Origin of the sequence: Halostella limicola, assembly GCF_003675875.1 — an archaeon.
In the GTDB taxonomy this organism is placed as follows: domain Archaea; phylum Halobacteriota; class Halobacteria; order Halobacteriales; family Natronoarchaeaceae; genus Halostella; species Halostella limicola.
This window is the reverse complement of record NZ_RCDI01000001.1, coordinates 975118-1000382: the sequence shown is the minus strand read 5'-3', so window position 1 is coordinate 1000382 and position 25265 is coordinate 975118. Positions and strand designations below refer to the sequence as shown.

Below are 25265 nucleotides of genomic sequence, written 5' to 3'. Positions count from 1 at the left end.
AGGGATGAAGGGTCAGCAACCGAAGGGCAACAGAGAGGACCCCGGGTCGGGCGGCGAGCCGCAGACGTTCGGTCAGTGCACGGAGTGCGGGACTATCTACCCCGTACAGACCGTTCGAAACGGGGAACTACGCCCGGTCGGAACGGACGGGACCTGTTCCTGCGGGAACGACGAGTTCGCGTCTCCCACCGAGGAGTAGTTCCGCCGAACGCGCCGCGGTTTTCCCTCCGAGTTCGTTTTCGCGACCAACCATCGATACGGACGTCGCCCCGACGAGCGGACCCACTGGTCCCCGCATCGTCCACCCGCGGCCGAACGCCGTCGACGGCGACCGACACGGGCAAAAACCCGGCGCGGCTATCCCCGAGCATGTCGGAGAAAACGGGAACGTTCCTCGTCACCCACGCGGACGAGGAGTCGGCCGTGATGCGGGACGTCGAGGACAGCCAGGTCCACACGCTGTCGTCGAACCCGGGCGTCGAAGAGGACGACGTGGTCACGGCGACCATCGCGCCGGACCCGCCACTCGAGGTGACGTGGCAGGTGATCGAAGTAGAGGAGCGCCGCGCGATCGAACTCGTCGACAGCGACCTCTCGCCGACCCGGCAGGCCGTCGAGATCGCCGAGGAACAGGAGGTCGGCGACCTCGCGCGCGAGGAGCGCGCCGGTACCGGGGAGGTCCACGTGCTCAAGGTGCCCGAAGGGACCGCCGACGAGGCGGCACAGGACGTGCTGGAGGACGAGGCGACGCTCGCCCGCGCCGCGCGGCTGGACGCCGTCCGCGTCGAGGTCCGCAGCGCCGACGACGTGGTGAACGTCCGTTACCTGCCGGATTAGGCGTCGGGGGTCCCTCGACCCGCAGCGACGGGTACCCCGTAGACTAGCAACCCGCCGCCGAGGACGACGCCGCTGACCCATCTGCCGGAGCTACCCCCGCTCATCGTACTGATACCGAGGACCCCGAGTCCGACGAGCGCCCAGAACAGCCCGGTCCAGCGGGCGTTCAGGTCGGCGAACGAGGGCGAAAGCCGCGGCGCGAGGAGGGAGGCAACTCCGAGCACCACCACCGCGACGCTCGCTGCGACCCCGGCCGGGATGTTCGCCATCCGCGACGAGCGCACCGAGGTTCGCATTATCGACCGCGTCTCCGGAGTAGACGAACGCGAGCATCGCTGCGAGACCGAGGAAGACGTACGTGAGTCCGTTCAGCGTCCCTCCGAAGGCCGTATCGTCGCTCCCGGTCATCGCTGGCTGTGGCGGGTATTGGTGGTACTGATGCCCCGGTGCGATCGGTGCGGTTATCTACCTTATTCTTGCGCTTGAAATTTTCGATGCCCGCAGGAGGAGGTGATCGATCGGTTTCACCGCCGAGAGGGACGGTCGTCAGGCCGTCGGGCCGTCGGCGCTTTGCACCTGCCACCCGCCCTGCAGGTCGCAGGCCTCGCGGACGGCGAACTCGAACTCGGTGTCGTCGTCGATCCGGTCGCCGCCCGCGACCGACTCGACGCGGAGCGGCACGTCGAGCGTGTTGCCACAGCACCCGACGCCGACGAACTCCTCCCACACGTCGCCCTCGGCGGCCTCGTCGCGGGTCCGCCGGAGGAACGCGCGAAACGAGGGTTTCTCCACCTGGAAGCGCCCCCAGTCGCTCAGGTCGGCCGGGTACGAGACGACGACCGCGTCGGCTGTCTCTCGGCTCATGCGGGGGAGTAGCCGCTCGCGACACATAGGTACTCGGCCGCGCGGACCGCCGCGGACGGGGTCGCGTGGGAACGCCTCCCACCATCCCTGCGGGCGGTTATCGATATAAGAAGGCTTATTCGGCGCCGTTACGCAATCGCGGCCATGGTAGAGTTCGAAGTACCGGAAATCGACTACACCCAGTACACGAACCGCCAGCTCGTTGCCGTTCCCCTGGCCGTGCTGGCGGTCGCGCTGGCGATTCTTCTCGGGTGGTATCTCTTTACCGGCGCGCCCGTCGACCTCGGCATCGAGTTCACGGGCGGGTCGGAGCTCACGGTCCAGACCGACGACTCGCAGTCGGAGATCCGTACCGCGTTCGACGCGGAGCCGACGTCGGTGCGGGCGATCCAGGGCGAGGAGAACACCTACATCGTCGAGTTCCAGTCGTCCGACATCGGGGAATTGGAGACCCAGGCCGAGGACGCCGGGTACGACGTGCGGTCGAGCTCCACGACGAGTCCGAGCTTCGGCGACCAAGCACAGACCGAGGCGCTGTACGGCGTCGCCATCGCCTTCGCCGGCATGAGCGTCCTCGCGTTCGTCTTCTTCCGGACGTTCGTCCCGAGCGTCGCCATCGTCGCCTCCGCGTTCAGCGACATCGTGATCCCGCTCGCGCTGATGAACGTCGTCGGGATCGAGCTCTCGCTCGGGACCGTCGCCGCCCTCCTGATGCTCATCGGTTACAGCGTCGACTCCGACATCCTGCTGAACAACCACATCCTGCGGCGCTCCGGCGAGTTCTACGAGAGCACGCACCGCGCGATGCGGACCGGCGTGACGATGACGCTCACCTCCATCGCGGCGATGGCGGTGATGGCGATCACCGCGACGCTGTTCGGCATCGACCTGCTCAGGGACATCGGGGTCGTCCTCGTGTTCGGCCTCGTCGCCGACCTGATGAACACGTACATGCTCAATCTCAGCCTGCTTCGCTGGTACAAGTTCGAGGGGGTGGCCCGATGAGCGCGCTCGGGGCCATCCGGGAGAACTGGCGCGTATCGATCCTCGTCGTCCTGCTGACGCTCAGCGCGGTCGCGCTGTTCGTCCCCGGCGCGGTCGTCGGTCAGGACGACGGCAACCGGTCGGTCGACAACGAGGGGCCGACCAACCTCCAGTACGGCATCGACCTCGCCGGCGGCGCGCGGATCCGCGCGCCGGTCGTCGGTATGACGGCCGAGGAGGCGCAGTTCGACGACGGCAACCGGGTCGAGCGGCAGGTGGCCAACGAGCTCGGCCTCGACCTGATCGACGTCCGGGCGAGCCGGCAGTCCGGGACGGTCGAGGTGTTCAACCGCAGCGTCTCCGAGAGCGAGTTCGAGAGCGCCCTCGCCGCGGCGAACGTCTCCCACGGCGAGATCCGCGACGGCGTCACCGACCAGACGCGGCGGGACATCGTCGAGACGCTCGACCGCAAGATCGGCGAGTCCGGCCTCGCCGGTGGGACGGTGACGCAGTCGACGACCGCCTCCGGCGAGCGCTACATCGTCGTCACGGCGCCGAACCGCGACCGCGAGGAGCTGCGGACCCTGATCCAGGACCGCGGTGACGTGCGCATCGACGCTACCTACCCGAGCTCGAACGGCTCGCAGGGGTACGCCCAGGAGACGGTGCTGCGCGGCGAGGACATCGACGTCGGGAGCACCGTCCAGCAGGACCAGCGCACCGGCGAGTACTACGTCTCCGTGACGGTCGAGAACAGGCAGGCCGCGGAGGAGTTCTCCAGTAACCTCACCGCGGCCGGGTTCGCCGAGAACCCGAGCAGTTGCGCCTACGACCTCGACAGCGAGAACAACACCGACCCCGGCTACTGCCTGCTGACGATCGTCGACGACGACATCGTGTACGCCGCCGGCGTCCGAAACAACCTCGCGCAGAGCTTCCAGAACGGCGATTTCAACGAGGACCCGTCGTTCCGGATGACCGCGCGCAGCGAGGAGGAGGCGAGCAACCTGCGGCTGAACCTCCAGGCGGGTCGCCTCGCGGCGCCGCTCAACTACACCGCCGCGCAGACCTCGTACATCGAGCCCGCGTTCGCCGAGCAGTTCAAGATCAACTCGATGATCACCGGCATCATCGCGGTCATCGCCGTCAGCCTCACCGTCTACTTCCGGTACGGCAACGCCCGCATCGCCGCACCGATGGTCGTCACCGCGCTGTCCGAGGTGGTCATCCTCCTCGGGTTCGCGGCGGCGATACAGTACCCGCTCGACCTGTCGGTGATCGCCGGGTTCATCGCCGTCATCGGCACCGGGGTCGACGACCTGATCATCATCGCCGACGGGGTGATGGCCGAGGGTGACGTGGAGTCCGGCCGCATCTTCCAGAACCGCTTCCGCAAGGCGTTCTGGGTCATCGGGGCGGCCGCCGCGACGACCATCGTCGCGATGAGCCCGCTCGCCGTGCTCAGCCTCGGCGACCTCCAGGGCTTCGCCATCGTCACCATCCTCGGCGTGCTGGTCGGGGTGCTCGTCACGCGCCCCGCCTACGGTGACATCCTCCGGGCGCTGGTGACGCGCCGCTAGAAGTCGCCCAGCCCGGACTGCTCGGCGGCCGCGAGGACGTCCTCGCAGGTCGCCCACGTCTCCCTTGCGAACGGCGGTACCTCCCCGCGCTCGTCGACCCACTCTTTCAGAAACGTCCGCGTCGTCGGATCGCTCGGATAGCCGCTGCCGACCGCGCCGAACTCCTCGGCGTAGCGGGCCATCTGGGCGTCGCGCTCCACCTTCGCGACGACGCTCGCCGCGCCGACGATAGCGTGGGTCTCGTCCGCCCCGTGCTCGGCGCGGAGGTCGACGTCCGCGTCGACCCGGTCGGCGACCCGGCGGGCGAACCGCGCCTCGCTCGTGTCGCCGGCGTCGACCACGCCGCGCATGCCGTCGGCGACGACGGCCGAGAGCGCCTCCGCCTGCGCGGCGACGGTGAGCGCGTTCATGTCCGTCTCGGGCGCGTCGATGCGCTCGGGCGGGATCTCGGCGACGCCGACGGCGACGCGGTCGTCCTCGCGGAGCCGCTCGGCCAGCGTTTCGCGGCGTTCGGGGGAGAGCCGCTTCGAGTCGTCGACGTCCTCGGGGAGCGCGGCCGGGTCCTCCACCGCTACCGCCGCCGCGAACATCGACCCGAACACCGGTCCCTTCCCCGCCTCGTCGGCGCCGAACGCGTCGCTCATGGGGGCGTCGTTACCCGGCGGGGAGAAAACCCTTTGCGGTCGCTCGGCGCGACGGAAAAAACGAGCGAGTGGACTCAGTCGTTCGCCGGCGGCACCACGGGGTCGACCTCTTCGAGGTCGTCGTCCTCTTCCTCGTCGGCCTCCGTTTCAGGCTCGTACGCGGGTTCGCGCTCGGTCAGGTAGTCGCTCTCGTAGTGGTGACACATCGGGAATCCCCTCCGTACTATGGTACGGATTAGCACGCAAAAAGGTTCGGGGGACGGGGACCGCGAACCGCGGCGTCCGTCGCCTACTCCCGCAGGTACTCGGGCGCGTCGAACGGCTCCTCCTCGCCCTGCACGTCGACGACGTCGAGCGCCGTCACCTCGGCGTCGACGCCGAGCAGACCGGCGAGGCTGGGCTCCGTCCGCCCGCCGTCGCCGCTGACGAGTTCCTTGACGTAGAGGCCGCCCTCGCCGTGGAGTTCGAGCGTCGCGTGCGTGTCGTCGTCCAGCGTCCCCTCGATCTCGTACACCTGCCGGGTGCGGGTCATGCTCGCTCGCCGGTGGTCGACGCGCTCGGGCGTGTACTGCTCGACGGTCGTCCCGTCCAGTTCCTCCAGCGCGGCCGAGAGGTCCTCGACTGCGACGGGCTCGCCGAACGCGACGTCCATCCGGTAGGTCTTGCTGGCGTCGAGTTCCTTCACGCGCTCGACCATCTCGTGGGTCGCCAGCGCGAGGTCGGTCACCTCGACCGTCCCTTCCGCGGCCTCGTTGATGCGGGCCTCCAGCTCGTCGGTGTCCGGCGACCGGAAATGTGGCGCTTTCACCTCGACGACGAACGGGCGGCCGCGTTCGAGCATCCGCGCGTCCACGTCCTCGCGGCCGGCGCCGTGGAACACCGCCTCGCGGCCCTCCATCGCCTCACGGACGTGGGGGGCGACGAGCTCCTCGACGCTCTCGTCGTAGAGGTAGCCGCTCCCGCCGCAGTAGTCGCAGGGCTCCTCGCCGTCGTCGCCGAGCTGCTTGCCGCTGCCGCCGCACTCCCGGCAGGGCCACTCGGTCTGGGGGATGTCCCGCTCCAGCTTCCGATAGCGCCCGTAGACGAACGCCGGGTTCACCTGCACCTCCACGTCCCCCTCGCGTTCGAGGTTGAGCAGCGCGAGCACGTCCGGGCGGTCGAAGTCGACCTCGGTGTCCGTGAGCCGGCCGACGCGCTTGCCGACCTCGCGGTTGAACTCGGACTTGAACGACTCGCCGGCGTCCTCGGGCAGGCCGGCCTCCTCGCGGAGCAGCGCCTCGTTCTCCTCGATCAGCGGCGGCGTGCGCGTGCCGACCTGATACGTCCCGAAGCGGACGCCCTCGACGGCCTCGGCGACCTGCTCGGCCCACTCGTCGAACTCGCCGGAGCGGCCCTCGCAGACCCAGCACTCGTCGGGCGACGGCGACTCGTACGGCTCGTCGTCCTCGAGGGCGGCGCTCACCCGGAGCGCCTTCCCCCGTTCCGCGTTCGTCAGTCCGAAACTCCGGTCGGCGAAGCAGCGGCCGAGACAGGAGTCACAGACCGGCCCCGCGTCGATGACGGCGCGGGCGTCCTCGATGACGGTCATACCCGGACAGAGACGCGGGGCGGGTAATTGCCTTGCCATTCCGACGGACGTATTGGAGCGGCGGCGCAGGCTCCGGTATGCGCCAGTTCGTCATCATCGGCCACGACGCGCCGACGACGCCAGACTTCTCGCTCGACGACATCGCCGGCGGCGCCGGCCGCCTCGACGTGCTCTGTCGCTGCGTCAACTCCGCGTTCTTCCTCTCGCACGACGTCCGCGAGGACGTCCGCGCCCACCTCGTGCTCGCCGACGAGTTCACCGTCACGTTCGAGGGGAGCGAGATCCGACGGCTCAACCCCGACGAGCGCTCCACCGCGGCGCTCGTCCGCAACGCCCTCGACGAGCGCGAGGAGGCCATCGGCCACATGCCCGTCGAGACCAGCCCCGGCGTGTCGCTCACCCGCCGCGGCGTCGAACCCGTCATCAAGGACGTGGCGAGCGAGAGCACCGTCGTGCAGCTCCACGAAGACGGCGACCCCGTCGTGGACGTCGACCCACCCGAGGACCCCGCGTTCGTCCTCTCGGACCACCACGACTTCGCTGACGCGGAGGCCGACCTGCTGGCCGAGGCCGCGGACCGCCGCGTCCGCCTCGGCCCGGAGCGCCTCCACGCCGACCACGCGATCACCGTGGCGCACAACTACCTCGACACGGACGGGTTCGAGCGGTACTGATCCGCAGGGGGCGACCGTTCCGCAACCGTTAAAAACGACCCCACCCTTGTTCTCAGTGCGGGCCGGTGGGGTAGCTTGGTATCCTTCGGCCTTCGGGTGGCCGTAACCGCGATTCGAATTCGCGCCGGCCCACTTTTCCCGCATCGCAATGACGAGGAGCGGAGCGACGAGTCTGCGATGCGTGGTAAATCGCGGCAAGCGAATTCGAAGTAGGCCAGAGGTAGCCCGCACAGCGAGCGAAGCGACCGAGCAGGACCCTCTGGACGTGATTCGACATTCGCGCCGGCCCACTTCTCCCGCATTTTGCCCGCTGAGCGGAGCAACTCGCCGGTATCGCGACCGGCGAGCGTCGCCCCGGTCGGTCCCGACAGGAATTTGTACCACCCGGCTGATCGTCATCTCGAATGAGTTCCGGACGCGTCGCTGACGGGCGCACCGCGGGTGAGACCGATGGCTGACTCCGGGTCGGCGGCCGCCGGGCAGACGGCGGCCGACCACCCGACGCTGGTCGTCGTCTGCGGCCCGCCGGGCGTCGGGAAGACGACCGTCTCCGAGTCGATCGTCGACCGCCTCGACGCCGTCCTCGTCCGGACCGACGTCGTCCGCCGGGACGTCGCTCCAGATCCCGAGTACACGGAGGCGGAGCGGAAGCGCGTGTACGACGAACTGTTCTCCCGGGGCCGCGCCGCGATCCGCCGCGGCGACGACGTCGTGTTCGACGGCACGTTCCAGTACCGGCAGATGCGCGAGCGCGCACGAGACCTGGCCGACGACCTCGGCGCGGAGTTCCGGTCGGTGAAGGTCGAGTGCGAGGAGTCGGTGGTCCGCGAGCGCATCGAGGCGCGGGAGGGCGGCGAGAGCGACGCCGACTTCGAGGTGCACAGGCAGATCCGCGAACAGTTCGACCCGCTCGCGATGGACCACGTGACCGTCGACAACTCGGAGACGGAACTGCGAACGCGGCGGCAGATCGACCGGCACTTCTGAGGCGACGGCAGCGGGCCGGTCGTCACGCGGTGCCGGAACGCGCCGTCGAACACGCTGCCGGAAGACCTATCCCTCGGCGGTAATTTGTCGCGGTATGATACGCACGCAGGGCGGAGCGGCGCGCTCGGGTCGCCCGCCCGGTCGCTTCGCGCGTTCCACGACGGATCGGCTCGCCCGCGTCCCGCCGAAGCGTTCCGCGGGCGCTCTGGAGGACCGGTAACGATGGCAGACCCCGATGCCGCCCGCTTCTCCCGGCGGGACCTGCTGAAACTCGCCGGCGGCGCGGGCGTCGTCGGCGCGGGCGGGTTCGCCGGCGCGCGGTTCCTCGACGGCGGGGAGGACGCGCCGACGGAGGGCGTCGACGACGAGCGGGCCCGCGAACTCGCCGAGCGGTTCGCGCCGACGTTGTACTTCGACGAAGCGGAGCCGTGGTTCCCGACCGACCCGCGCCCGTATGTCAGCGACGACGGCGACCGGACGGTCGTCGACGGGTTCGACGCGCTCGATGGCTACACGCGCAGGTTCGAGTCCGACGGGGCTCCGCCAGCCCCGACGGCGTTCTACAGCGCCGTCCGGTACGAGGAGTCGCCGCTCGCGGTCGTGCAGTTCTGGTTCTACTCCGTCTTCGACCAGTTCACGACGAACTTCCACTGGCACGACTGGGAGGTGGTCCACGTGTTCGTCGACGTCGAGGCGGACGAGCCGGTGCTTTTCGTCGCCAGCGCCCACTCCCGGAACGTCCCGAACAACGAGTTCCTTGACCCGGAGCCGGACGCTATCCCGCGCGTCCTGCCCGAACTCGGGTCGCACTCCAGCGGCCTCTCGGTCAACGCCAACCGCGACAGCTTCCAGCGGTTCTCGCTCGACGGCACGTTCCCGGACGTGACGAACCGCGCGCTGGAGGGCGTCGAGGCGGTCGGCGAGTGGCCGCTCGCGTACGGTCTGCCGCGGGACGAGGGGTCGCGGCTCCCCTTCGTCGTCCCCGAACTCGACGGGGCACCGCTCTACGAGCACGAGCGCCTCCCGTCGGTCGACCGGTCCGATCTGATCCCGAGCGACCTGACGGTGCGGTCCTACGGCGACCTCGCGTCGCCGCCGGACGACCTGCCGCGGCGCGAGACCGGCGTCGTCTTCGGGTCCGAGCGCGAGTCGACCGCCGACGTGACCTACGCCCTCGAACCCGCCGCCGACCTGGAGCACGTCGACGCGTTCGAGGGGCCGCAGCTCTCCTTCGAGTTCGACGTGCCGGAGTTCGCGGAGGACCGCATCGCCGGGCACATCACCGCGACGGGCGTGCCCTGGGAGCAGCCCCGCTACGAGAACCCGGCCGCGGACATCTCCGACCCGTCCCACCGGTCGGCGCTCGCCGAGCGCTACGACGCCGTCGCGCCCCCGGACTCGGTGGGGCGAGTCGTCGCGGCCGTCTCCAGGCTCGCCGAGAGCGCCGACGCGCCCGACGGCGAGGGGCTGATCACGACCGACCTCGGTGTCGAGTCGGTCGTCCTGCTGGAGAGCGAGCCGACGGCGGTCCCGACGTTCGGCGGCGTCGCGGTCGCGCAAGACGTCCCCCCCGGCGAGCACCGCCTGACGGTCAACGGCGCGGGGGTCGCACCCCACAGCGAGCGAGTCTCGGTGAGCGGCGACGCCGCGCCGACCGTGGCGGGCGTCGACGGCGAGATACCGCTCGCGCCCCGCGAGGACGCGGTGAAGCTCCGGGTCGATCCCGACGGGACCGACGACGACCTCGAAGCGCTCGCCGTCGAGGACGACTTCGCAGGGCGGCTCTACGACGCGCCGCTCTCCGATCCCGACGCCGTCTACGTCCACCGCGGCGGCGCGTACACGACGGAAGTACGCGACGCCGACGGCGAGGTGGGCGCGTTCCGCGTCAATCCCGACCCGGACGGGGACGGCGGAGACGGGAACGAGGGGGCCGTCGCGACCGTCGACCGCCCGCGGACGGGGAAGGCTTCGCTCGCGGAATACCTCGCGTCGGTGGCGACGGAGACGGCCGCGCGGGTCAGGGCGGAGGCGGACGGTGACGGCGGAGACGACGACGGCGACGGCGGGGACGGGAGCAACGTCCGCGGACTGGCGCGGGCGCTCGAAGCGGTCGGGGACGCCGCGGCGCGCGCCGCCGAGCGGGCGGACGCGGGCGACGAAAACGGCGCGGACGACCGCCTCGAAGCGGTCCGTGACCGCCTCGACCGGGCGGCGGAGCGGCTGTCGGACGCGGCCGACGACGTTCCGGACCCGGTCGCGAACGCCGTCGACCGCCGAGTCGCGCAGGCCCGACGGCGGAACGAGCAGGCGATGGACGCTGGGAAGCTCTGAGCCGGCGGGACTGCGCGCCGGCGACAGGGGATCGATGCGGCCGTTCTTTCCGGTTGCGCGCCGCCGCTTCGACGCCCTTTAGCCCGCGAAGCGGCGACAGATCGGTAGATGCCACGCGCGATCGAGACGCGGGACTTAGTGAAGGAGTACGGCGACCTCCGGGCGCTCGACGGCCTCGACATCACGGTCGAGGACGGCGAGTTCTTCGGCCTGCTCGGGCCGAACGGCGCCGGGAAGACGACGTTCATCGAGACGCTGGTCGGTCTGGTCCGCAAGACCTCCGGCGAGGCGCGCGTGTTCGGCCACGACGTGGTCGACGACTACCGGCAGGCGAGAGACGCCATCGGCCTCGCGCCGCAGGAGTACAACGTCGACCGGTTCTTCCCGATCCGGGAAGTGTTGCAACACAAGGCCGGCTACCACGGCATCCCCGAGGAGGAGGCCGAGCGCCGCGCCGACGAGGTGCTGAAGAAGGTCGGTATCTACGACAAGCGCGACGAGCGCTTCGACTGGCTCTCCGGCGGCATGAAGCGCCGCCTCCTGCTGGCCCGGGCGCTTGTCACCGACCCCGACCTGCTCATCCTCGACGAACCGACCGCGGGCGTCGACGTGCAGCTCCGCCACGACCTCTGGGAGATCGTCCAAGAGCTCAACGAGGAGGGTACCACCGTCCTGCTCACGACGCACTACATCGAGGAGGCCGAGCGCCTCTGCGACCGCGTCGCGATCATCAACGAGGGGCGGAAGCTTGAGGTCGCGAGCCCCGACGACCTGATGGGGCGCGGGACCGACACCATCTACGTCCGACTGCAGGAGATGCCGACCGCGCCGCCCGCGTTAGACCACGTGGAGCGCGTCGAGAGCGTCGCGTTCGAGGAGGGCCGCCTCGCCGTGAAGGCGAAGCAGGGCGGTCGCGCCGCCCCGCAGGTGCTGAACGAACTGGAGGCCCGCGGCCACGAGATCGTCGATCTCGAGATCACCCGTACCTCGCTCGAAGAGGTGTTCGTGGAACTGACGAACGACGACGGCCGACGCGACGGCGACGCGGGAGGTGCCGAAGCGTGACCCGCCTCCTGTCGGTGAGCACGCGGGCGCTCGTGAAGCGGGAGATACTGCGGTACGTCCGCCGCCCCTCGAACACCTTCCTCCCGCCGCTTATCACCAACGTGCTGTACTTCTCGGTGTTCGGCGTCATCCTCGGCGACCGGATCGACAAGATCCAGGGGTTCGACTACATCGTGTTCATCCTGCCCGGACTCATCGTGCTGGGCGCGATCTCGAACGCGTTCGAGAACGCCTCGTTCTCGATCTTCCACGGGCGGTGGAACGAGTACATCCACGAGACGCTCACCTCGCCGATGTCGTACACGGAGATGGTGCTCGCGTACATCGGGGCGAGCGCGCTCCGCGGGCTCGTCGTCGGCGTCATCATCGCGCTCGTCGGCTGGGCGTTCGAACCGGTCGGCGTCGCGAAGCCGTTCTACCTCGTCGCCTTCCTCGTCGTCATCTCCGTGCTGTTCGCCAGCCTCGGCGTCGTGGGGGGCCTCTGGGCCGAGGACTTCGACTACCTCACCGTCATGAATCAGTTCATCGTCCGGCCGCTCGTGTTCTTCGGCGGCGTGTTCTACTCGCTGGATATCCTGCCGCCGATCTACCGGACGCTGTCGCTACTGAACCCGATGGTGTACATGGTCAACGGCGTCCGCTACGGCTTCCTCGCGTACTCGGACATCGACCACAACGTCGCGCTGGCCGTGCTCTCGGCGCTGACGCTGGCCGTGGTGCTGGTCGACGTGGCGCTGTTCAAAAGAGGCTACGGGCTCACCGACTAGCGGCCGGACTTGTGTTCGGTCAGCTTCGAGTGGCAGGTGGCGCACCTGTACTGGAACAGCCGGGACGACTCGTCCTGCAGGCGCATGAGGGACCCGCAGTTCGAGCATCTCGGGAGCATACTGGAACTCTTTCCTCGACCAATATAATTATTATTGGTGTTTCACTGGTAGGAGTTGTCACACTACGCGAAATCACCGGCGTGACGGCTGAACCGCCCGAACCGACCGGGGCGAACCGGGCGACGCCTCGTCCCGACGCCGGTCCGGCGCGCTTTTGCGGGCCGTCGCCGTACCGCCGAGCATGCCCGACGACGCCGTAGACCCCGCTGCGAACGACCCGACCGCGAGCGACGGCCTCGCGTGGCAGACACTGGACTCCCGCGTCGCCTACACCTGTCCCGGCTTCGACGTCGTGCAGGAGGACGTGCGCCTCCCGGACGGCACCGAGACAGACTTCGACTACCTCTCCGAGGGCGAGAGCGTCGTCGTCCTCCCGTTCACCCCCGAGGGCGACGTCGTCGTCATCGAGGAGTGGCGACAGGCGGTCGACCGCGTCAACCGCGCGCTCCCCGCCGGCGGTCTGGAACAGAACGACGACGACCTGCCCGCGGCCGTCCGCCGCGAACTGACCGAGGAGACGGGGTACGAGGCCGACGCCGTCGAGCACCTCGTTACCGTCGAACCGGCGAACGGCTTCTCCGACGCCGTCTTCCACTACTTCGTCGCCCGCGACTGCACGGCGACCGGCGAGCAGGACCTCGACGACAACGAGACCATCCGGGTCGACACGACGCCGTTCGACTCGCTGCTGGCGGCCGTCCGCGAGAACGAGATCCGCGACGGCCGGACCGCGCTCGGCGTCATGTACTACGCGCTGTTCGAGTGAACGGCTCTAACGCCGCTCCGAGCGGTGCGCCCGTACAGAACGGAATCCTTACCCACGCGCCCGGGCTACGACGAGTCAATGCGCGACCACTTCGAACTCCGCGACGCGGACGTCGCGGGCCGCATCGGGGAGCTGACCGTCCCCCGGGCGGGGGTGACCGTCGAGACGCCGGCGCTGCTGCCGGTGATAAACCCCAACCTGGAGACGATCAGCCCGTCGCGGCTCGCCGACGAGTTCGGCGCGGAGATCCTCATCACCAACTCCTACATCATCCACGGCAACGAGTCGCTGCGCGAGCGGGCGCTGTCGGAGGGCCTCCACGAACTGCTCGACTTCGACGGCGCGATCATGACGGACTCGGGGTCGTTCCAGCTGTCGGTGTACGGCGAGATCGACGTGACGCCGCCCGAGATCCTGGAGTTCCAGCGCGACATCGGCTCGGACATCGGGACGCCGGTGGACATCCCGACGCCGCCCGACGCGTCGCGCGAGACCGCCGAGATCGACCTGGAGACGACCGAGGAGCGCATCGCCGAGGCCGAGACGATCGACACGGGCGACATGCTCGTCACCGCGCCGGTGCAGGGGTCGACGTACCCCGACCTGCGCGAGGAGGCGGCCCGAACGGCCGACGCCTCGTCGCTCGACGTGTTCCCGGTCGGCGCGGTCGTACCGATGATGAACGACTACCGGTTCGACGACATGGTCGACGTGGTCGCCGCCGCGAAGCGCGGCCTCTCGGCGGACGCGCCGGTCCACCTGTTCGGCGCGGGCCACCCCATGATGTTCGCGCTCGCCGCCGCGCTGGGCTGTGACCTGTTCGACTCCGCCGCGTACGCGCTGTACGCGCGCGACGACCGCTACCTCACCGTGCGCGGCACCCAGCAGTTGGACGACCTCGACTACTTCCCCTGCAACTGCCCGGTGTGCTCGGAGCACACCCCCGACGAGGTCCGGGCGCTGGGCCGCGACGCCCGCGAGGAGGAACTCGCCGCGCACAACCTCCACGTCACGTTCGCCGAGATCCGGCGGATCAAGCAGGCGATCCGGACAGGGAACCTGCTGGAACTCGTCGAGACCCGCGCCCGCGGCCACCCGGCGATGCTCGACGGCTACCGCGCGCTGCTCGACCACGCCGAGCAACTGGAGCGCGAGGACCCCACCTCCAAGGGCACGTTCTTCTACGTCTCCTCGGAGAGCGCGCGCCGGCCGGAGGTGCTGCGCCACCGCGAGCGCCTCGACCGGATCGACGCGCCGGCGGGCGACCTGCTGCTCACGGAGGGCGCGGACGTCACCGGCTACGACGAGACGTGGCGGCTCGTCCCGCCGTTCGGCCCCGTGCCGCCCGCACTCGCCCAGACGTACCCGCTGACCGCGGAGACGCCGAGCAGGGCCGACGACGAGGCCCGCCGCGCCGCCGCCGAGGCCGTGGCGCGGTTCGCCGAACTGAACCCCGAGACGGCGGTCACCGTCGCCCACTACGACTGGCCGGACCACGTCGTCCGCCGGTTGCCCGACGGCGTCGAGCGGATCGACCTGGCCGAGCGCCAGTAGGTCGCCGGATCGCGGCCGGCGAGCGCGTCGAACGGAGCTACGTTTCGGCCCGCATCCGCTCGTGGGCTCGCTGGAGGAACGAGTCCGGCAGCTCCTCCACGTCGCCGACCTGTACCCGCCAGAGGTTAGCGTAGAGGCCGTCCGCGGCCAGTAGCTCCTCGTGGCTGCCGCGCTCGACTATCTCGCCGTCGTCGAACACGAGGATGGTGTCGGCGTCCCGCACCGTCGAGAGGCGGTGGGCGATGGCGAACGTCGTCCGGTCGGCGGTGAGGTCGCCGAGGCGCTCCTGGATGACCGCCTCCGTCTCGTTGTCGACGTGGCTGGTCGCCTCGTCGAGGACGAGTATCTCGGGGTCCTTGAGGAGCGCGCGGGCCAGCGCGACCCGCTGCTTCTGGCCGCCGGAGAGCTTCACGCCGCGCTCGCCGACCTCCGTGTCGTAGCCGTCGTCGAGGTCGACGACGAACTCGTGCGCGCCGGCGCTCTTCGCGGCGGCGACGACCTCCCCGTGGGTCGCGTCGAGGCCGTAGGCGACGTTCTCCGCGACGGTACCCGTAAAGAGGTACGGCTCCTGCGAGACGTAGCCGACGCGCTCGCGCAGGCTGTCGAGGGTCACCTCCCGCACGTCCTGCCCGTCGACCCGCACGGCGCCCTCGTCCGCGTCGTACAGGCGCGGGAGGAGCTTCATCGTCGTCGACTTGCCCGCGCCGGTGGGGCCGACGAGGCCGACGAACGACCCCGGCTCGGCCTCGAAGGAGACGTCGTCGAGCGCCGACTCCTCGTTCCCCTCGTAGCTGAACGTGACGCCGTCGTACTCGACGCGGCCCTCTCGCACGGAGAGGTCGTCGGCGTCCGGACGCGTTCGCACGTCGCTCTCGCCCTCCAGCAGCGTGACCACCCGCGCCGCCGCGGCGCGGGCGTTCTGGTAGCCGTCGAGGACGCCGGCGAACTGGTACATCGGGAACTGGAACCGGTTGCTGTACAGCAGGAACGTGACGAGCGTCCCGACCGACAGCGACGCCGTGAAGAAAAGTGGCGGGCCGAACAGCACCCAGTAGCCGCCGACGAGGAAGGTGACGGCGTACCCCACCGAGGTCAGCCCGGAGATGGCCCCGATCAGCCCGACGCGTTCGAGGAAGGCGCTCCAGGCGATGTCGCGGTAGCCCGCCGACGAGCCACGGACGCGCTCGCGCTCCTCGTCCTCGGTGCTGTAGGACTTGATCGTCTGGATGCCGCCGACGTTGTTCTCCAGCCGGCCGTTCAGCTTGCCGACGCGGGACCGTTTCTCCTCGTACTTCGGCGAGACGCGGCGCTCGAACAGCCGCGTGACGCCGAAGAGGACGGGGAGGACGACGAGCGCGACGGCGGCGAGCTGGTAGTGGATCCACAGCATGAACAGGGCGATCCCGGTGGTCATCACCAGCACGCGGATGCCCATCGAGACGATCTGGGTGAAGAAGTTCTCCAGCTTGTTCACGTCGTTGTTCAGCACGCTCATCACCTCCCCGGTCTGCACGTCGTCGTAGAACGAGAGATCGCGCTCCTGGGCCGCCTCGTAAGCGTCGACGCGCACCTCGTGTTGCATGTGCTGGGCGAAGTTGCCCCAGAGGAAGTCCGCCGCAGTGCCGAAAAGCAGCGCCGCGCCGGACAGCGCGACGATGAGGACGAGGGTGAACCAGAACTGGCCGGTTCGCTCTGCGGGGATCCACGCGTCCGGCAGGAACCGGATGGAGTACGGCTGCGCCCCCGTGAACAGCGCGTCGATGGCGACGCCGAGGACGTACGGCATCACCTGCGACACCGCCACGGTCAGCACCGTCAGGCAGATCCCGGCGGCGAGGTGGACGCGGTAGCCGTCGCCGTATCGCCTGACGAGGGCGAGGAGGGCGCGACGGCCGTCCCGCTCCGTGTCGAGTTGATCCATGAGTCAAGGCCAGCCGGCGGTTCAAAAAACCTTGTGAGGGTGTGGTAATTAGTAGCACACGAACCCCCGACCCTCGGGCACTTGCGTCGTCGCGCCGGCGACGCCGTAACGACACCCTCATTCCGGCGGGACCACTCTCGACGCGTATGACCGACTACTTCGAGGTCCACGAGCGCGACGGGGCCGCGCGAGTGGCGGAACTCCGCCTCTCGGATCCGGTGACGACACCGGCCCTGGTCGACAGCGCGGATCCACGATCCGCGGACGCGAGGGCGGACCGCGACGAGACGAGCGCCCGCGTCCACCGGATCGTCCGGGACGCCGGGAGCCTCTGGCCCGAGGAGCGCGAACTCCCCGAGGGTGACGAGTCGACGCTGACCGTCCTCCCGCACCGCGCGTTCCCCTCCGGCACCGCCGACGAGGTGCAGGAGTCGTTCGCCGTCGACTACCCCGCGGTCGACTACCCGAACGCCGTCGTCGTCACGACGGACACCGCCGAGGACTTCGGGGCCGACGCCTACGTCGTCTCCGGCACGCCCGGGTTCGTCGGCCACGGAGCGGCGTTCCGGGAGGCGATCGTGGACCTGCGCGAGGCGATCCCCGCCGACAGCGCGCTTTACCTGCCGGGCGTCGCCACGCCGGCGAACGTCGCGACGCTCGTCTACGCGGGCGTCGACCTCGTCGACCCGGACAAGGCGTACGTCAAGGGGACGCAGGGCAAGTACCTCACCAGCGACGGCGAGGCGTTCCTGGAGGACCTCACCGAACTCCCCTGCGCCTGTCCGGCGTGCCAGCAGTCCGTCGAGTCGTTCGACCGCGGCGACTGCGCCGAGCACAACGTCAACGCGCTGGCGGCGGAACTCGCCAGAGTCCGCGAGCGGATCCGTTCGGGCCGCCTGCGGGACTACGTCGAGGGGCAGGCCCGCCACGAGCAGTGGCTCACCGCCGCGTTCCGCGAGTTCGACCAGCAGTGGGAGTACGCCGAGGAGCGCGCACCGGTCTACCGCACCAGCGAGATCACCGCCGCGACGGAGGACACCCTCCGGCGCGTCGAGATCCAGCGGTTCGCCGACCGCGTCACCTCGCGGTACCGCAACCGCTTCGACAACCCGTTGGTGCTGGTCCCGTGCTCGGCGACGAAGCCCTACAGCGAGTCCCAGAGTCACGGCCAGTTCCACGACGCCGTCCAGTTCCGCGCGCACACGGTGTCGATGACCTCGCCCATCGGCGTCGTACCCCAGGAGCTCGAACTCACCTACCCCGCCCAGCACTACGACTCCGTGGTGACCGGGCGGTGGTCGGAGGACGAGAAGGGGTTCGTCGCGAGCGTCCTCCGGCGCTACCTCGAACGCAACGAGTACCCCCGCGTCGTCGCGCACGTGCCGGACGAGGGCTACCGCGACGTCTGCGAGCGCGTCGAGGAGTCGCTCGGCCTCGACTTCGAGTACACCGTCGAGGACCACCCGACGACGACCGAGTCGCTCGCCAACCTCTCCTCGACGCTGTCGGGCGAGCTGAAGTTCCCGAAGCGCGAGCGCGAGCACAACACCGTCCGCGCCATCGCGGACTACCAGTTCGGCGACGGCGCCGGCGACGACCTCTTCGGCGACATCTCGACGCAGAGCCGCTACCCGAAGCTCCGCGTCCACGACGCCGACGGCGAGCAGCTCGCGGCGATGGTGCCGCAGTACGGCGTGCTCGCGTTCACCCTCGCCGGCGCGCGCCGCTGGGTCGAGAGCGACGCGGCGACGAAGCGCGTCGAGATAGACGGCTTCGTCCCGCACGGGAGCGTCCTCGCGCCGGGCGTCGTCGACGCCGACGACGACGTGCGCGTCGGCGACGAGGTGGTCGTCGAGGGGCCGTCGGCGTTCGCGGTCGGCCGGGCGCAGATGACCGGCCCGGAGATGGCTGAGAGCGCTCGCGGCATCGCCTGCTCGGTCCGCCACGTCGAAGAGAAGTGAGTTACTGGACGATGTGGGCGAGCCGCCCCGCCTCGTAGCGACAGACGCCGTCGAGGACGTCGGCGAGGCAGACGTGCCCGTCGAGGCCCACGTCGTCGAGCGCCGCGTTGATCCGTTCCATGCACTCGAACAGCCCGCGGAGCGCGCGCTCCCGCGTCGGCGCGCCGCCGACCTCGATGCCGTAGGTCTGCTCGTCGGCGGACTGCTCCGCGCGGAGACACCAGACCCCGTCCGGCGTCCGCTCCGCGGACACGACGTAGCGCTCGCCGGCGTGTCGCGCGAATCCGATCCCATCTCCACCGGGCCGCGCGCTCCAGCCGCAGGGGAGGTCGGGCTGGTCGGCGGCGGAGTAGACCGCTTCGACGGTCGCGCGGTCCCGCCGCGCCATCGCCCGCCGCCACCGGTCGGAGCCGGGGTCGGCGTCGTCCGGGCGTTCCCGTAGCCGGTCGATCGACTCGTCTTCGAGCGGTTTCACGACGCTACGAGTTACACAGATATAGTACATAAACCGGTGATACCGTTGCGGCCAGTTTCGCCGGTTCGTGGCGAACCGTCCGACGGAATCGGGTGATGTCCGTCGCGACGAGGCGTGAGTCTTGCTAACGCGCACAACGGCGTTGTATTCCTCGTTCAATCGGAGCCGGTAGTTGTAAGATGCAGTTACTCTCTCTGCATGAGGGAAATTTCCGATTACGACGCGCCGACGCGGGTGCTATCGCGGTCGACGGAACCATCCGGGGTCCGCGATCCCCGGCGAGTGGGTTTTTGGGTCGTCGGCACGCAGGAACCCGCATGGACGAGGTGTCACTCGCGGTACCGAAGCCGATCGTCGACTCGCTTCCCGATGACGGACAGAGCGCCGCACAGGACATGCAACGAGCGGTGGAAGGGTGGGAACGACGGATCAACCGCGCGATCGAGGCAGCCGAGGACGACCGCGAGGCGGCGGGGTACGTCGCCGACGCCGTCGAGCGGTTCGAAACCCGCGCCGAGACGTTCGACGAGTTCGTGCCGGAGCTGCGCGCGTGGGGGCAGTCGCCCATCTACGCCATCGCCTGGCGGAACCTGTACGCGGACCTGATAGAGCAGCTCTACGAGCGCGACGACATCGCTGACGAGCTCGACCGCGAGCGGAACGCGCGGCTCGTCGAAGACGGCATCCGACTCTCCGACGGCTGAGCGCGGTCGGTCGTCGGCCGACGATACCCGACCGGCGGAGGTTTAAGCCGCTCGCATCCCATTGCGGTGACATGGAGATCGAGTTGCGGACGTTCGCCACCTTCCGGGAGGCCGTCGGCCAGAAGGAGACGACCCGGGAGTACGACGGCGAGGCGGTGACCGTCGGCGAGGTGCTCGCCTCCCTCGAGGACGAGTACGAGGGCCTCGAGGGCCAGTTGCTGGAGGACGACGAGTTGCGACCGCAGTTGAGCGTGCTGAAAAACGGCCGCGAGGTGATCCACATGGAGGGGCCGGACACCGTCCTGTCGGACGGCGACTCGCTGTCGGTGTTCCCGCCGGTCGCCGGCGGGAGCGAGTCGTGGGAGTCGCGCACCCGCTCGTTCCGGGGCATCTCGGTCCGGCTCGCCCGCCGGTACCTGGAGAACCTCGGCGGCGAAGCGATCACCGACACCGCCGTCGAGGGGTCGGACTGGCGCGCCGCCCTCTCGGACGAGAAAGTGAACATCGGGCCGTCGCTCTCCCTGACGGAGGTCACGGTGGAGTTCGAGGGCGACCCCGAGACCCTGGACTCGCTCGTCGACCGGTTCGCGCAGAAGGCGATCCGGGCCGGGGGATGACCGGACAGGTCGCCACCGCGCCGCGGCGAGAGCGGGACCGATCGCCCGAGAGCGCGCCGGTCGGTCGGCCGGAAGGGCCGATCGCTGGCCGCGTCGGGGACGAGCCGTGACCGGGGACGCCATCGAGGGCCAGATACTCCTCGTCGCGGGCGCGAAAGCCAGCGTGGCCGCCGAGCGCCTGCCGGCGCTCGTCGAGCAGGTGGCGGCCGAACTGTCGCTCGCGGAGTACCGCGAGCGATTCGAGTGCGTCCACGAGGACGACGACCGCGCGGTGTTTCTCGCCGACCCCGACCACTGGGAGCGTCTCGGCGAGGACCTCGACCTCGTCGACAGGGAGCGCGACGCCGTCAGGCGCGCCCACGAGGAGCAGGTCCGGCGGATAGCGCGCCGGGAGGACCGGGAGTCGGAGTTCGAGAGCGCCCTGGAGATCCGCGACCCGGTCGTCGTCGGGAAGTGATCGGACAGGTTCGGTACAGGTGTAGTAAACGATGGCAAACCCTTAGTGTGCGCCTCGGATAGGGGCGCGTGATGAACGGATCGCCGGTAGCCGTCGCCTGCCTGCACGCCGGGACGCTCTCCGCGGAACAGGCGGCGGCGTACGATTGGTGTCGCGACGCGGCCGCCCGCGCGGACCGGGTCTCGCTCGGCGACCTGCGCCGCGGCGACGCCGACCTCGCCGGGTACGACGCGCTCTGGTGGCACGCCGACGGCGAGATCGCGGACGAGCGGAGCGTCGAGGAGGTCGCCCCAACGGTCAGGTCGTTCGTGGCCGACGGCGGCGGCCTCTTTCTCAGTCTCCGGGCGCTCTCCGCGATAGCGACGCTCGGCTTCGACGACGTCGCGCCTGACGCGGCCGGCCGCGAGGAGATCACCCGCGACGACGGCTTCCTCTGGGCGGCGCGCCACGCCGACCACCCCGCGGTGACCGACGAGCGCCTCCGTATCACGACGCTCCCCACTGGCATCACCCACTCGTACGCCCGGTACGAGGAGGTCGTCCCGTCGCAAGGGGACCTCCTCGCGTCGATGACCCGCGGCCCCGACGACTCCCCCTACGAGATGACGACGTTCGCGTGGCGCCACGGCGAGGGAACGGTCGTCGGCGCCGGCGCGGGACTCGCGTTCGACGCCAGCGACGCCTACGTCGCCGAGCGGACGCAGGTGGCGGGCGGCCTGCTCGAATCGGTCGCGACCGAGGCGTGGTCGGCGACCGGCCGACCGAAAAGCGCCGACGAACTGTCGTCGGTCCGCGCCTCGCTCGACGGGATCGACCGGCACCGACCGCAGTACCACCTGAGCCCGCCGGCGAACTGGCTCAACGACCCGAACGGGGTCATCCAGCACGACGGCCGCTACCACGTCTTCTACCAGTACAACCCCGTCGGCCCGTTCCACCACGCGATCCACTGGGGCCACGCCGTCAGCGACGACCTGATCCACTGGGAGGACGAACCCGTCGCGCTCACACCGTCGCCCGACGGCCCGGACCGCGACGGCTGCTGGTCGGGCTGCGCCGTGGTCGACACCGACGGAACGCCGACGGCGCTGTACACCGGCGGCCGCGGCGAGTGGCAGTTACCCTGTCTCGCGCGGGCCGGCAACGGCGACCTCCGCACGTGGGTCAAGGACCCCGATAACCCGGTCGTCGAGGAGCCGCCGACGGACCCGGCGATCCTGAGCACGGAGCACTGGGCGGCCGAGTTCCGCGACCACTGCGTCTGGCGCGACGGCGACACCTGGTACCAGCTCGTCGGCGCGGGCCTGCAGGACGGCGGCGGCGCGGCGCTGCTGTACGAGGGCGAGACCCTCGACGAGTGGGAGTACGTCGGCCCCATCCTGTCGTCGTCGGACGCCGCCGACGGGACGGTCTGGGAGTGCCCCGAACTGCTCGACTTCGGCGACCGACAGCTGCTCCACGTCTCGAACTACGAGGACGTGGTGTACTTCGTCGGCCAGTACGAGGACGGCGAGTTCGCCCCCGAGCGCGAGGGCCTGCTCGACTACGGCGACTACTACGCGCCGCAGTCGACCCGCGCTGACGACGGCCGGGTCCTCACCTGGGGCTGGGTGCAGGAGGCCCGCGACCCGGCCGCGCAGTGGGACGCCGGGTGGTCCGGCGCGATGTCGCTCCCGCGCGTCCTCGACGTGGACGACGAGGGCCGCCTCGTCCAGCGCCCGCCCGCCGAACTCCGCGACCTCCGCGAGGAGCGCCTCCGGAGCGGGTCGGTCGCGGTCGAACCGGGCGAGCGCGAACCGCTCGGCATCGACGGCGACGCCCTGGAGATCGACCTCGCCGTCGACCTCGGCGACGCGGCGGCGTTCGACCTCACCGTCCTCGGCTCGCCGGACGGCGAGGAAGAGACGACGATACGCGTCACCGACGCCGGCGAGGTGGCCGTCGACCGCTCGTCGTCCAGCCTCCACCCCGGCGCGGACGCGTCGACGCAGACGATGCCGCTCGACGGGGGCGGGCCGGTCGACCTCCGCGTCTTCGTCGACGGCTCCGTGATCGAGGTGTTCGCGAACGACCGGCGCTGCCTGACGAGCCGCGGCTACCCGGTGCGCCCCGACAGCGAGGCGGTGTCGATCGCCGCCGAGGGCGGCACCGCGACCGTCGAGTCGCTCGACGTGTGGCGGGTCGGGTCGGCGTGGCCGGGGGCCGACGAGCGCGAGGAGCGGTCCGTTCGGCGGTAGTTCGTCAGTCCTCGGTCCGCTTCTCGACGCTCAGCGCGAGGGCCGCCGGGTCGGACGCGTCGAGCGAGTACGCGAGGGTGAACGTCGGCCCGCCGGACATCCCCTCGGAGAGGACGAGCCCCGTTGTCGCCTCGTACGTCGACGCCGGGTAGCAGGCGTCGGCCCCGTCGTAGTAGATCCGGTGGCGGCGCGCGTACGTCTCCCCCGGGCCGACGGTGACGTCGAAGCCGAGGTTCTCCACGACGACGCCGACGTAGTCGTCGCCCTTGGCCCGCGGGAACCGCCAGCAGCCGTCGCGACGCTCGTCCGGGAGCGACCCGCCGCGGACGGAGACGTGGTCGGGAGCGGTCGGGAAGAAGATCACGCGGCCATCGCTCTCGCCGTCGCCGTAGAGCGGCCCGAGGTACTCCATCGGGAGCCCGCCCTCGCCGGTCGGCGTCACCGGCACGGGCCGGTCGCTCCGGTTCGTCAGTTCGAGTTCCGCGACCGGCGGCGAATCGGCCGATGCCTGCGAGACGACAGAGGCGCTCGCGCCGATCGCGGACGGGGCCGGCTCCGCCGTCGTTTCGGCGGCGGTCGTCGCGGTACTCGTCTGTTCGGTCGCGGGGCCGGTCGTTTCCGTCCCGCCGTCGGTGCCGGTACAACCTGCGAGAAGGGCGGCGGCCGCGGCGCTCGTCCGGAGGAAGCGTCGTCGGTCGCGGGGGGACATGGCCGAGCGTGCGGCGGCCCGCGGTAAGTGTTTTCTCGTTAGAACGGTCAGGGGAACGGCGCGAACCGGTCTTACCGTCCGCTCGGATTCCGCCGACCGTACCGCCCGGTCGCGACCCGTTCGTCGCCGAACCGGCGGAGCGGCGGCAGGTCCTCGGCCTCGGTCGGCACGTGGCCGTGGTCGAGCGTCCCGCGGATCCACGTCCGGTCGCCGTCGACGCCGAGGCGCGCGGTGGGCGCGAGCGTCCCGCCGAACTTCCCTAACTGCTCCTCCTCCGGGAGGTGCCCCACGTCGTCCAGCGAGAGGTCGCCGAGGTCGTAGTAGTTGAAGAAGCTCTGGACGAGCACCTCGTCGCGGTGGGGAAACGCCATCCAGGAGTACGTCTGGAACGCCGCGTTCGCGGGGTTCGTCAGGACGAGGCCGGTGTCGTTCAGGGGTCGGTAGTCGCCGCGCAGTGAGTCGGCGACGAAACCGTAGAGACCGTCGAACCCGTCGATCCCGGGCGCGAACGTGTGGTCGTGGCTGGAGAAGAAGAGGTAGTACCGCCCGTCGCGGACGACGACGTGCGGGCGCTCGAGTTCCTGATTGACGCAGACGGCGTCGAGCAGCGGCGGCCGGAGCTCCCAGTCGGTCGGGTCGCCGGTCGGCGACGTCGCGATCCCGATGCTGCCGTTGAACTCCTGGAGCGCCGGGTCGCCGTCGCAGGCGTCGCTCCCCTCGGGAACCGGCGTGTTCGCCTCGAAGAGGAGATGCGTCCGGCCGGTCGCCGGGTCCTCGAAGAACCACGGGTCGCGGAACGTGTAGATCATTCCCCGGGACTGGTCCTCGCGCTCGTAGCGGTTGCCGTCGGGTTCGAGGATCACCTCGTGTTCCCAGTCACCCTCGATGCGGAGGCCGTCGCCGGTCTTGACGCGGCCGCCGGCGGCCACGGCGATGCGCTGCTCGTAGGTGAGGGCCTCGGCGTCAGCGTGGCCGGCGGCGGTGTAGTAGACGTACACCGCGCCGTCGTCGTCAAGCAGCGCGGAGCCGGCCCACTGGCGCTGGCCGAACGCGGCGTCGGCGTCGAACACGGGACCCCCGTCCCGCCACTGCTTCCCGTCTCGGGAGTAGAAGTACCGGATCGTCGCCAGGTCGTGGCGCTTGCCCGGCAGTACGTCGGCCGGCGCGGTCAGCGAGAGGATGACGCGGTAGCCGTCGACGGTTGCGATGCTCCCGTCGCGGTCGCGGAGGATCCACGTGTCCCAGACGTGCACGTCGTCGGAGAGCGGGTCCGTCTCGGGCGGGTAGACGACCGGCGCGACGACGTCGTCGGAGCGCGCGACCTCGCGGGCCTGCCCCCGGGTCCACGCTGCGGTGCGGCCGCCGCCGTCCGGCGCGGCGTCGTAGAGAGACATGGCTAGAACAAGCGCCCGGTCCGTGG

Annotated in this window: 26 protein-coding genes, 1 tRNA gene and 1 pseudogene; 18 read left to right on the top strand and 10 right to left on the bottom strand. The window is 70.2% G+C overall.

The features are described 5' to 3' along the window. Window positions 1-4: 4 nt before the first annotated feature. Both D8670_RS06045 and D8670_RS06040 read left to right on the top strand, forming a co-directional pair. On the top strand, window positions 5-199 hold the full coding sequence (locus D8670_RS06045) for a hypothetical protein (protein ID WP_121817168.1): 195 nt from the start codon (window positions 5-7) through the stop codon (window positions 197-199). A gap of 170 nt (window positions 200-369) precedes the next feature. Then, a complete protein-coding gene (locus D8670_RS06040) occupies window positions 370-837 on the top strand; it encodes a DUF5812 family protein (RefSeq protein ID WP_121817167.1) in 468 nt (155 codons plus the stop codon). Here D8670_RS06040 and D8670_RS06035 read toward each other — a convergent pair. Then, complete coding sequence (locus D8670_RS06035; protein ID WP_162994202.1) at window positions 834-1133, bottom strand: hypothetical protein; 300 nt, start codon at window positions 1131-1133, stop codon at window positions 834-836. The two genes, D8670_RS06040 and D8670_RS06035, sit on opposite strands and share 4 nt — an antisense overlap. A 250-nt stretch (window positions 1134-1383) precedes the next feature. Next, on the bottom strand, window positions 1384-1728 hold the full coding sequence (locus D8670_RS06030) for a DUF7968 family protein (protein WP_121817165.1): 345 nt from the start codon (window positions 1726-1728) through the stop codon (window positions 1384-1386). Between the two features lie 117 nt (window positions 1729-1845). Here D8670_RS06030 and secF point away from each other — a divergent pair, with 117 nt between their 5' ends. Further along, window positions 1846-2706: a protein translocase subunit SecF gene (gene secF, locus D8670_RS06025; RefSeq protein ID WP_121817164.1), complete on the top strand. Its 861-nt coding sequence runs from the start codon at window positions 1846-1848 to the stop codon at window positions 2704-2706. After that, the gene (locus tag D8670_RS06020) at window positions 2703-4265 is read left to right on the top strand and encodes a preprotein translocase subunit SecD (protein WP_121817163.1); all 1563 of its coding nucleotides are present in this window, start codon (window positions 2703-2705) and stop codon (window positions 4263-4265) included. The genes secF and D8670_RS06020 overlap by 4 nt, the downstream gene beginning before the upstream one ends. On the opposite strand, the gene rnhB is transcribed toward D8670_RS06020, so the two are convergent. The 3 genes from rnhB to D8670_RS06010 all read right to left on the bottom strand — a co-directional run bounded on the left by rnhB (window position 4262) and on the right by D8670_RS06010 (window position 6497). Beyond that, window positions 4262-4909, bottom strand: a complete 648-nt coding sequence (gene rnhB / locus D8670_RS06015) for a ribonuclease HII (protein WP_121817162.1) — start codon at window positions 4907-4909, stop codon at window positions 4262-4264. The two genes, D8670_RS06020 and rnhB, sit on opposite strands and share 4 nt — an antisense overlap. Window positions 4910-4983: 74 nt before the next feature. After that, on the bottom strand, window positions 4984-5115 hold the full coding sequence (locus D8670_RS21630; RefSeq protein WP_255458957.1) for a hypothetical protein: 132 nt from the start codon (window positions 5113-5115) through the stop codon (window positions 4984-4986). Between the two features lie 83 nt (window positions 5116-5198). Then, the gene (locus tag D8670_RS06010) at window positions 5199-6497 is read right to left on the bottom strand and encodes a tRNA pseudouridine(54/55) synthase Pus10 (RefSeq protein ID WP_121817161.1); all 1299 of its coding nucleotides are present in this window, start codon (window positions 6495-6497) and stop codon (window positions 5199-5201) included. A gap of 77 nt (window positions 6498-6574) precedes the next feature. Here D8670_RS06010 and trmY point away from each other — a divergent pair, with 77 nt between their 5' ends. The 6 genes from trmY (at window position 6575) to D8670_RS05980 (ending at window position 12324) form a co-directional block, all read left to right on the top strand. Next, window positions 6575-7171 carry a tRNA (pseudouridine(54)-N(1))-methyltransferase TrmY gene (trmY, locus tag D8670_RS06005; protein WP_121817160.1) on the top strand — a complete coding sequence of 199 codons (597 nt, stop codon included), beginning with the start codon at window positions 6575-6577 and terminating at the stop codon, window positions 7169-7171. 59 nt (window positions 7172-7230) lie between these two features. Next, a tRNA-Pro gene (locus D8670_RS06000) sits at window positions 7231-7303 on the top strand. Between the two features lie 318 nt (window positions 7304-7621). Next, a complete protein-coding gene (locus tag D8670_RS05995; RefSeq protein ID WP_121817159.1) occupies window positions 7622-8158 on the top strand; it encodes a P-loop nucleotide/nucleoside kinase family protein in 537 nt (178 codons plus the stop codon). 222 nt (window positions 8159-8380) lie between these two features. Next, window positions 8381-10492: a hypothetical protein gene (locus D8670_RS05990; RefSeq protein ID WP_121817158.1), complete on the top strand. Its 2112-nt coding sequence runs from the start codon at window positions 8381-8383 to the stop codon at window positions 10490-10492. A gap of 108 nt (window positions 10493-10600) precedes the next feature. Continuing rightward, on the top strand, window positions 10601-11557 hold the full coding sequence (locus D8670_RS05985; RefSeq protein ID WP_121817157.1) for an ABC transporter ATP-binding protein: 957 nt from the start codon (window positions 10601-10603) through the stop codon (window positions 11555-11557). Continuing rightward, window positions 11554-12324, top strand: a complete 771-nt coding sequence (locus D8670_RS05980; RefSeq protein WP_121817156.1) for an ABC transporter permease — start codon at window positions 11554-11556, stop codon at window positions 12322-12324. Before D8670_RS05985 ends, D8670_RS05980 begins: the two co-directional genes overlap by 4 nt. Here the strand turns inward: D8670_RS05980 and D8670_RS21625 are convergent. Beyond that, window positions 12321-12443 (bottom strand): hypothetical protein, encoded by a 123-nt coding sequence (locus tag D8670_RS21625; protein WP_255458955.1) that lies wholly within the window; start codon window positions 12441-12443, stop codon window positions 12321-12323. The two genes, D8670_RS05980 and D8670_RS21625, sit on opposite strands and share 4 nt — an antisense overlap. Window positions 12444-12625: 182 nt before the next feature. Here D8670_RS21625 and D8670_RS05975 point away from each other — a divergent pair, with 182 nt between their 5' ends. Together D8670_RS05975 and tgtA are read left to right on the top strand one after the other, a co-directional pair. After that, entirely contained in the window at window positions 12626-13210 is a 585-nt protein-coding gene (locus D8670_RS05975) for an NUDIX hydrolase (protein ID WP_121817155.1), read from the top strand. Window positions 13211-13288: 78 nt separating this feature from the next. After that, entirely contained in the window at window positions 13289-14764 is a 1476-nt protein-coding gene (tgtA, locus tag D8670_RS05970) for a tRNA guanosine(15) transglycosylase TgtA (protein ID WP_121817154.1), read from the top strand. A 37-nt stretch (window positions 14765-14801) separates the two neighbouring features. Here tgtA and D8670_RS05965 read toward each other — a convergent pair whose 3' ends face one another. Further along, complete coding sequence (locus D8670_RS05965) at window positions 14802-16685, bottom strand: ABC transporter ATP-binding protein (RefSeq protein ID WP_121817153.1); 1884 nt, start codon at window positions 16683-16685, stop codon at window positions 14802-14804. Between the two features lie 146 nt (window positions 16686-16831). Between D8670_RS05965 and arcS the strand changes: the two genes are divergently transcribed. Beyond that, entirely contained in the window at window positions 16832-18646 is a 1815-nt protein-coding gene (arcS, locus tag D8670_RS05960; RefSeq protein WP_121817152.1) for an archaeosine synthase subunit alpha, read from the top strand. A gap of 1 nt (window position 18647) precedes the next feature. On the opposite strand, the gene D8670_RS05955 is transcribed toward arcS, so the two are convergent. Continuing rightward, the gene (locus tag D8670_RS05955) at window positions 18648-19121 is read right to left on the bottom strand and encodes a hypothetical protein (RefSeq protein WP_121817151.1); all 474 of its coding nucleotides are present in this window, start codon (window positions 19119-19121) and stop codon (window positions 18648-18650) included. Between the two features lie 317 nt (window positions 19122-19438). On the opposite strand from D8670_RS05955, the gene D8670_RS05950 reads away from it, so the two are divergent. The 5 genes and pseudogenes from D8670_RS05950 to D8670_RS05935 all read left to right on the top strand — a co-directional run bounded on the left by D8670_RS05950 (window position 19439) and on the right by D8670_RS05935 (window position 23136). After that, the gene (locus D8670_RS05950) at window positions 19439-19825 is read left to right on the top strand and encodes a DUF7971 family protein (protein ID WP_121817150.1); all 387 of its coding nucleotides are present in this window, start codon (window positions 19439-19441) and stop codon (window positions 19823-19825) included. A 71-nt stretch (window positions 19826-19896) separates the two neighbouring features. Beyond that, window positions 19897-20175 (top strand): annotated as a pseudogene (locus D8670_RS21795) (ubiquitin-like small modifier protein 1); the annotation flags it as partial. Next, a complete protein-coding gene (locus tag D8670_RS21790) occupies window positions 20152-20442 on the top strand; it encodes a MoaD-like domain-containing protein (RefSeq protein ID WP_121817580.1) in 291 nt (96 codons plus the stop codon). The pseudogene D8670_RS21795 and the gene D8670_RS21790, both read left to right, overlap by 24 nt. A gap of 106 nt (window positions 20443-20548) precedes the next feature. After that, on the top strand, window positions 20549-20899 hold the full coding sequence (locus tag D8670_RS05940) for a DUF8048 family protein (protein WP_121817149.1): 351 nt from the start codon (window positions 20549-20551) through the stop codon (window positions 20897-20899). A gap of 71 nt (window positions 20900-20970) precedes the next feature. Then, window positions 20971-23136, top strand: coding sequence for a GH32 C-terminal domain-containing protein (locus tag D8670_RS05935; protein WP_121817148.1), 2166 nt, complete (start codon window positions 20971-20973; stop codon window positions 23134-23136). 4 nt (window positions 23137-23140) lie between these two features. Here D8670_RS05935 and D8670_RS05930 read toward each other — a convergent pair whose 3' ends face one another. Both D8670_RS05930 and D8670_RS05925 read right to left on the bottom strand, forming a co-directional pair. Next, a complete protein-coding gene (locus tag D8670_RS05930) occupies window positions 23141-23845 on the bottom strand; it encodes a hypothetical protein (RefSeq protein WP_121817147.1) in 705 nt (234 codons plus the stop codon). A gap of 71 nt (window positions 23846-23916) precedes the next feature. Further along, complete coding sequence (locus D8670_RS05925) at window positions 23917-25239, bottom strand: glycoside hydrolase family 68 protein (RefSeq protein ID WP_121817146.1); 1323 nt, start codon at window positions 25237-25239, stop codon at window positions 23917-23919. Window positions 25240-25265: the final 26 nt, after the last annotated feature.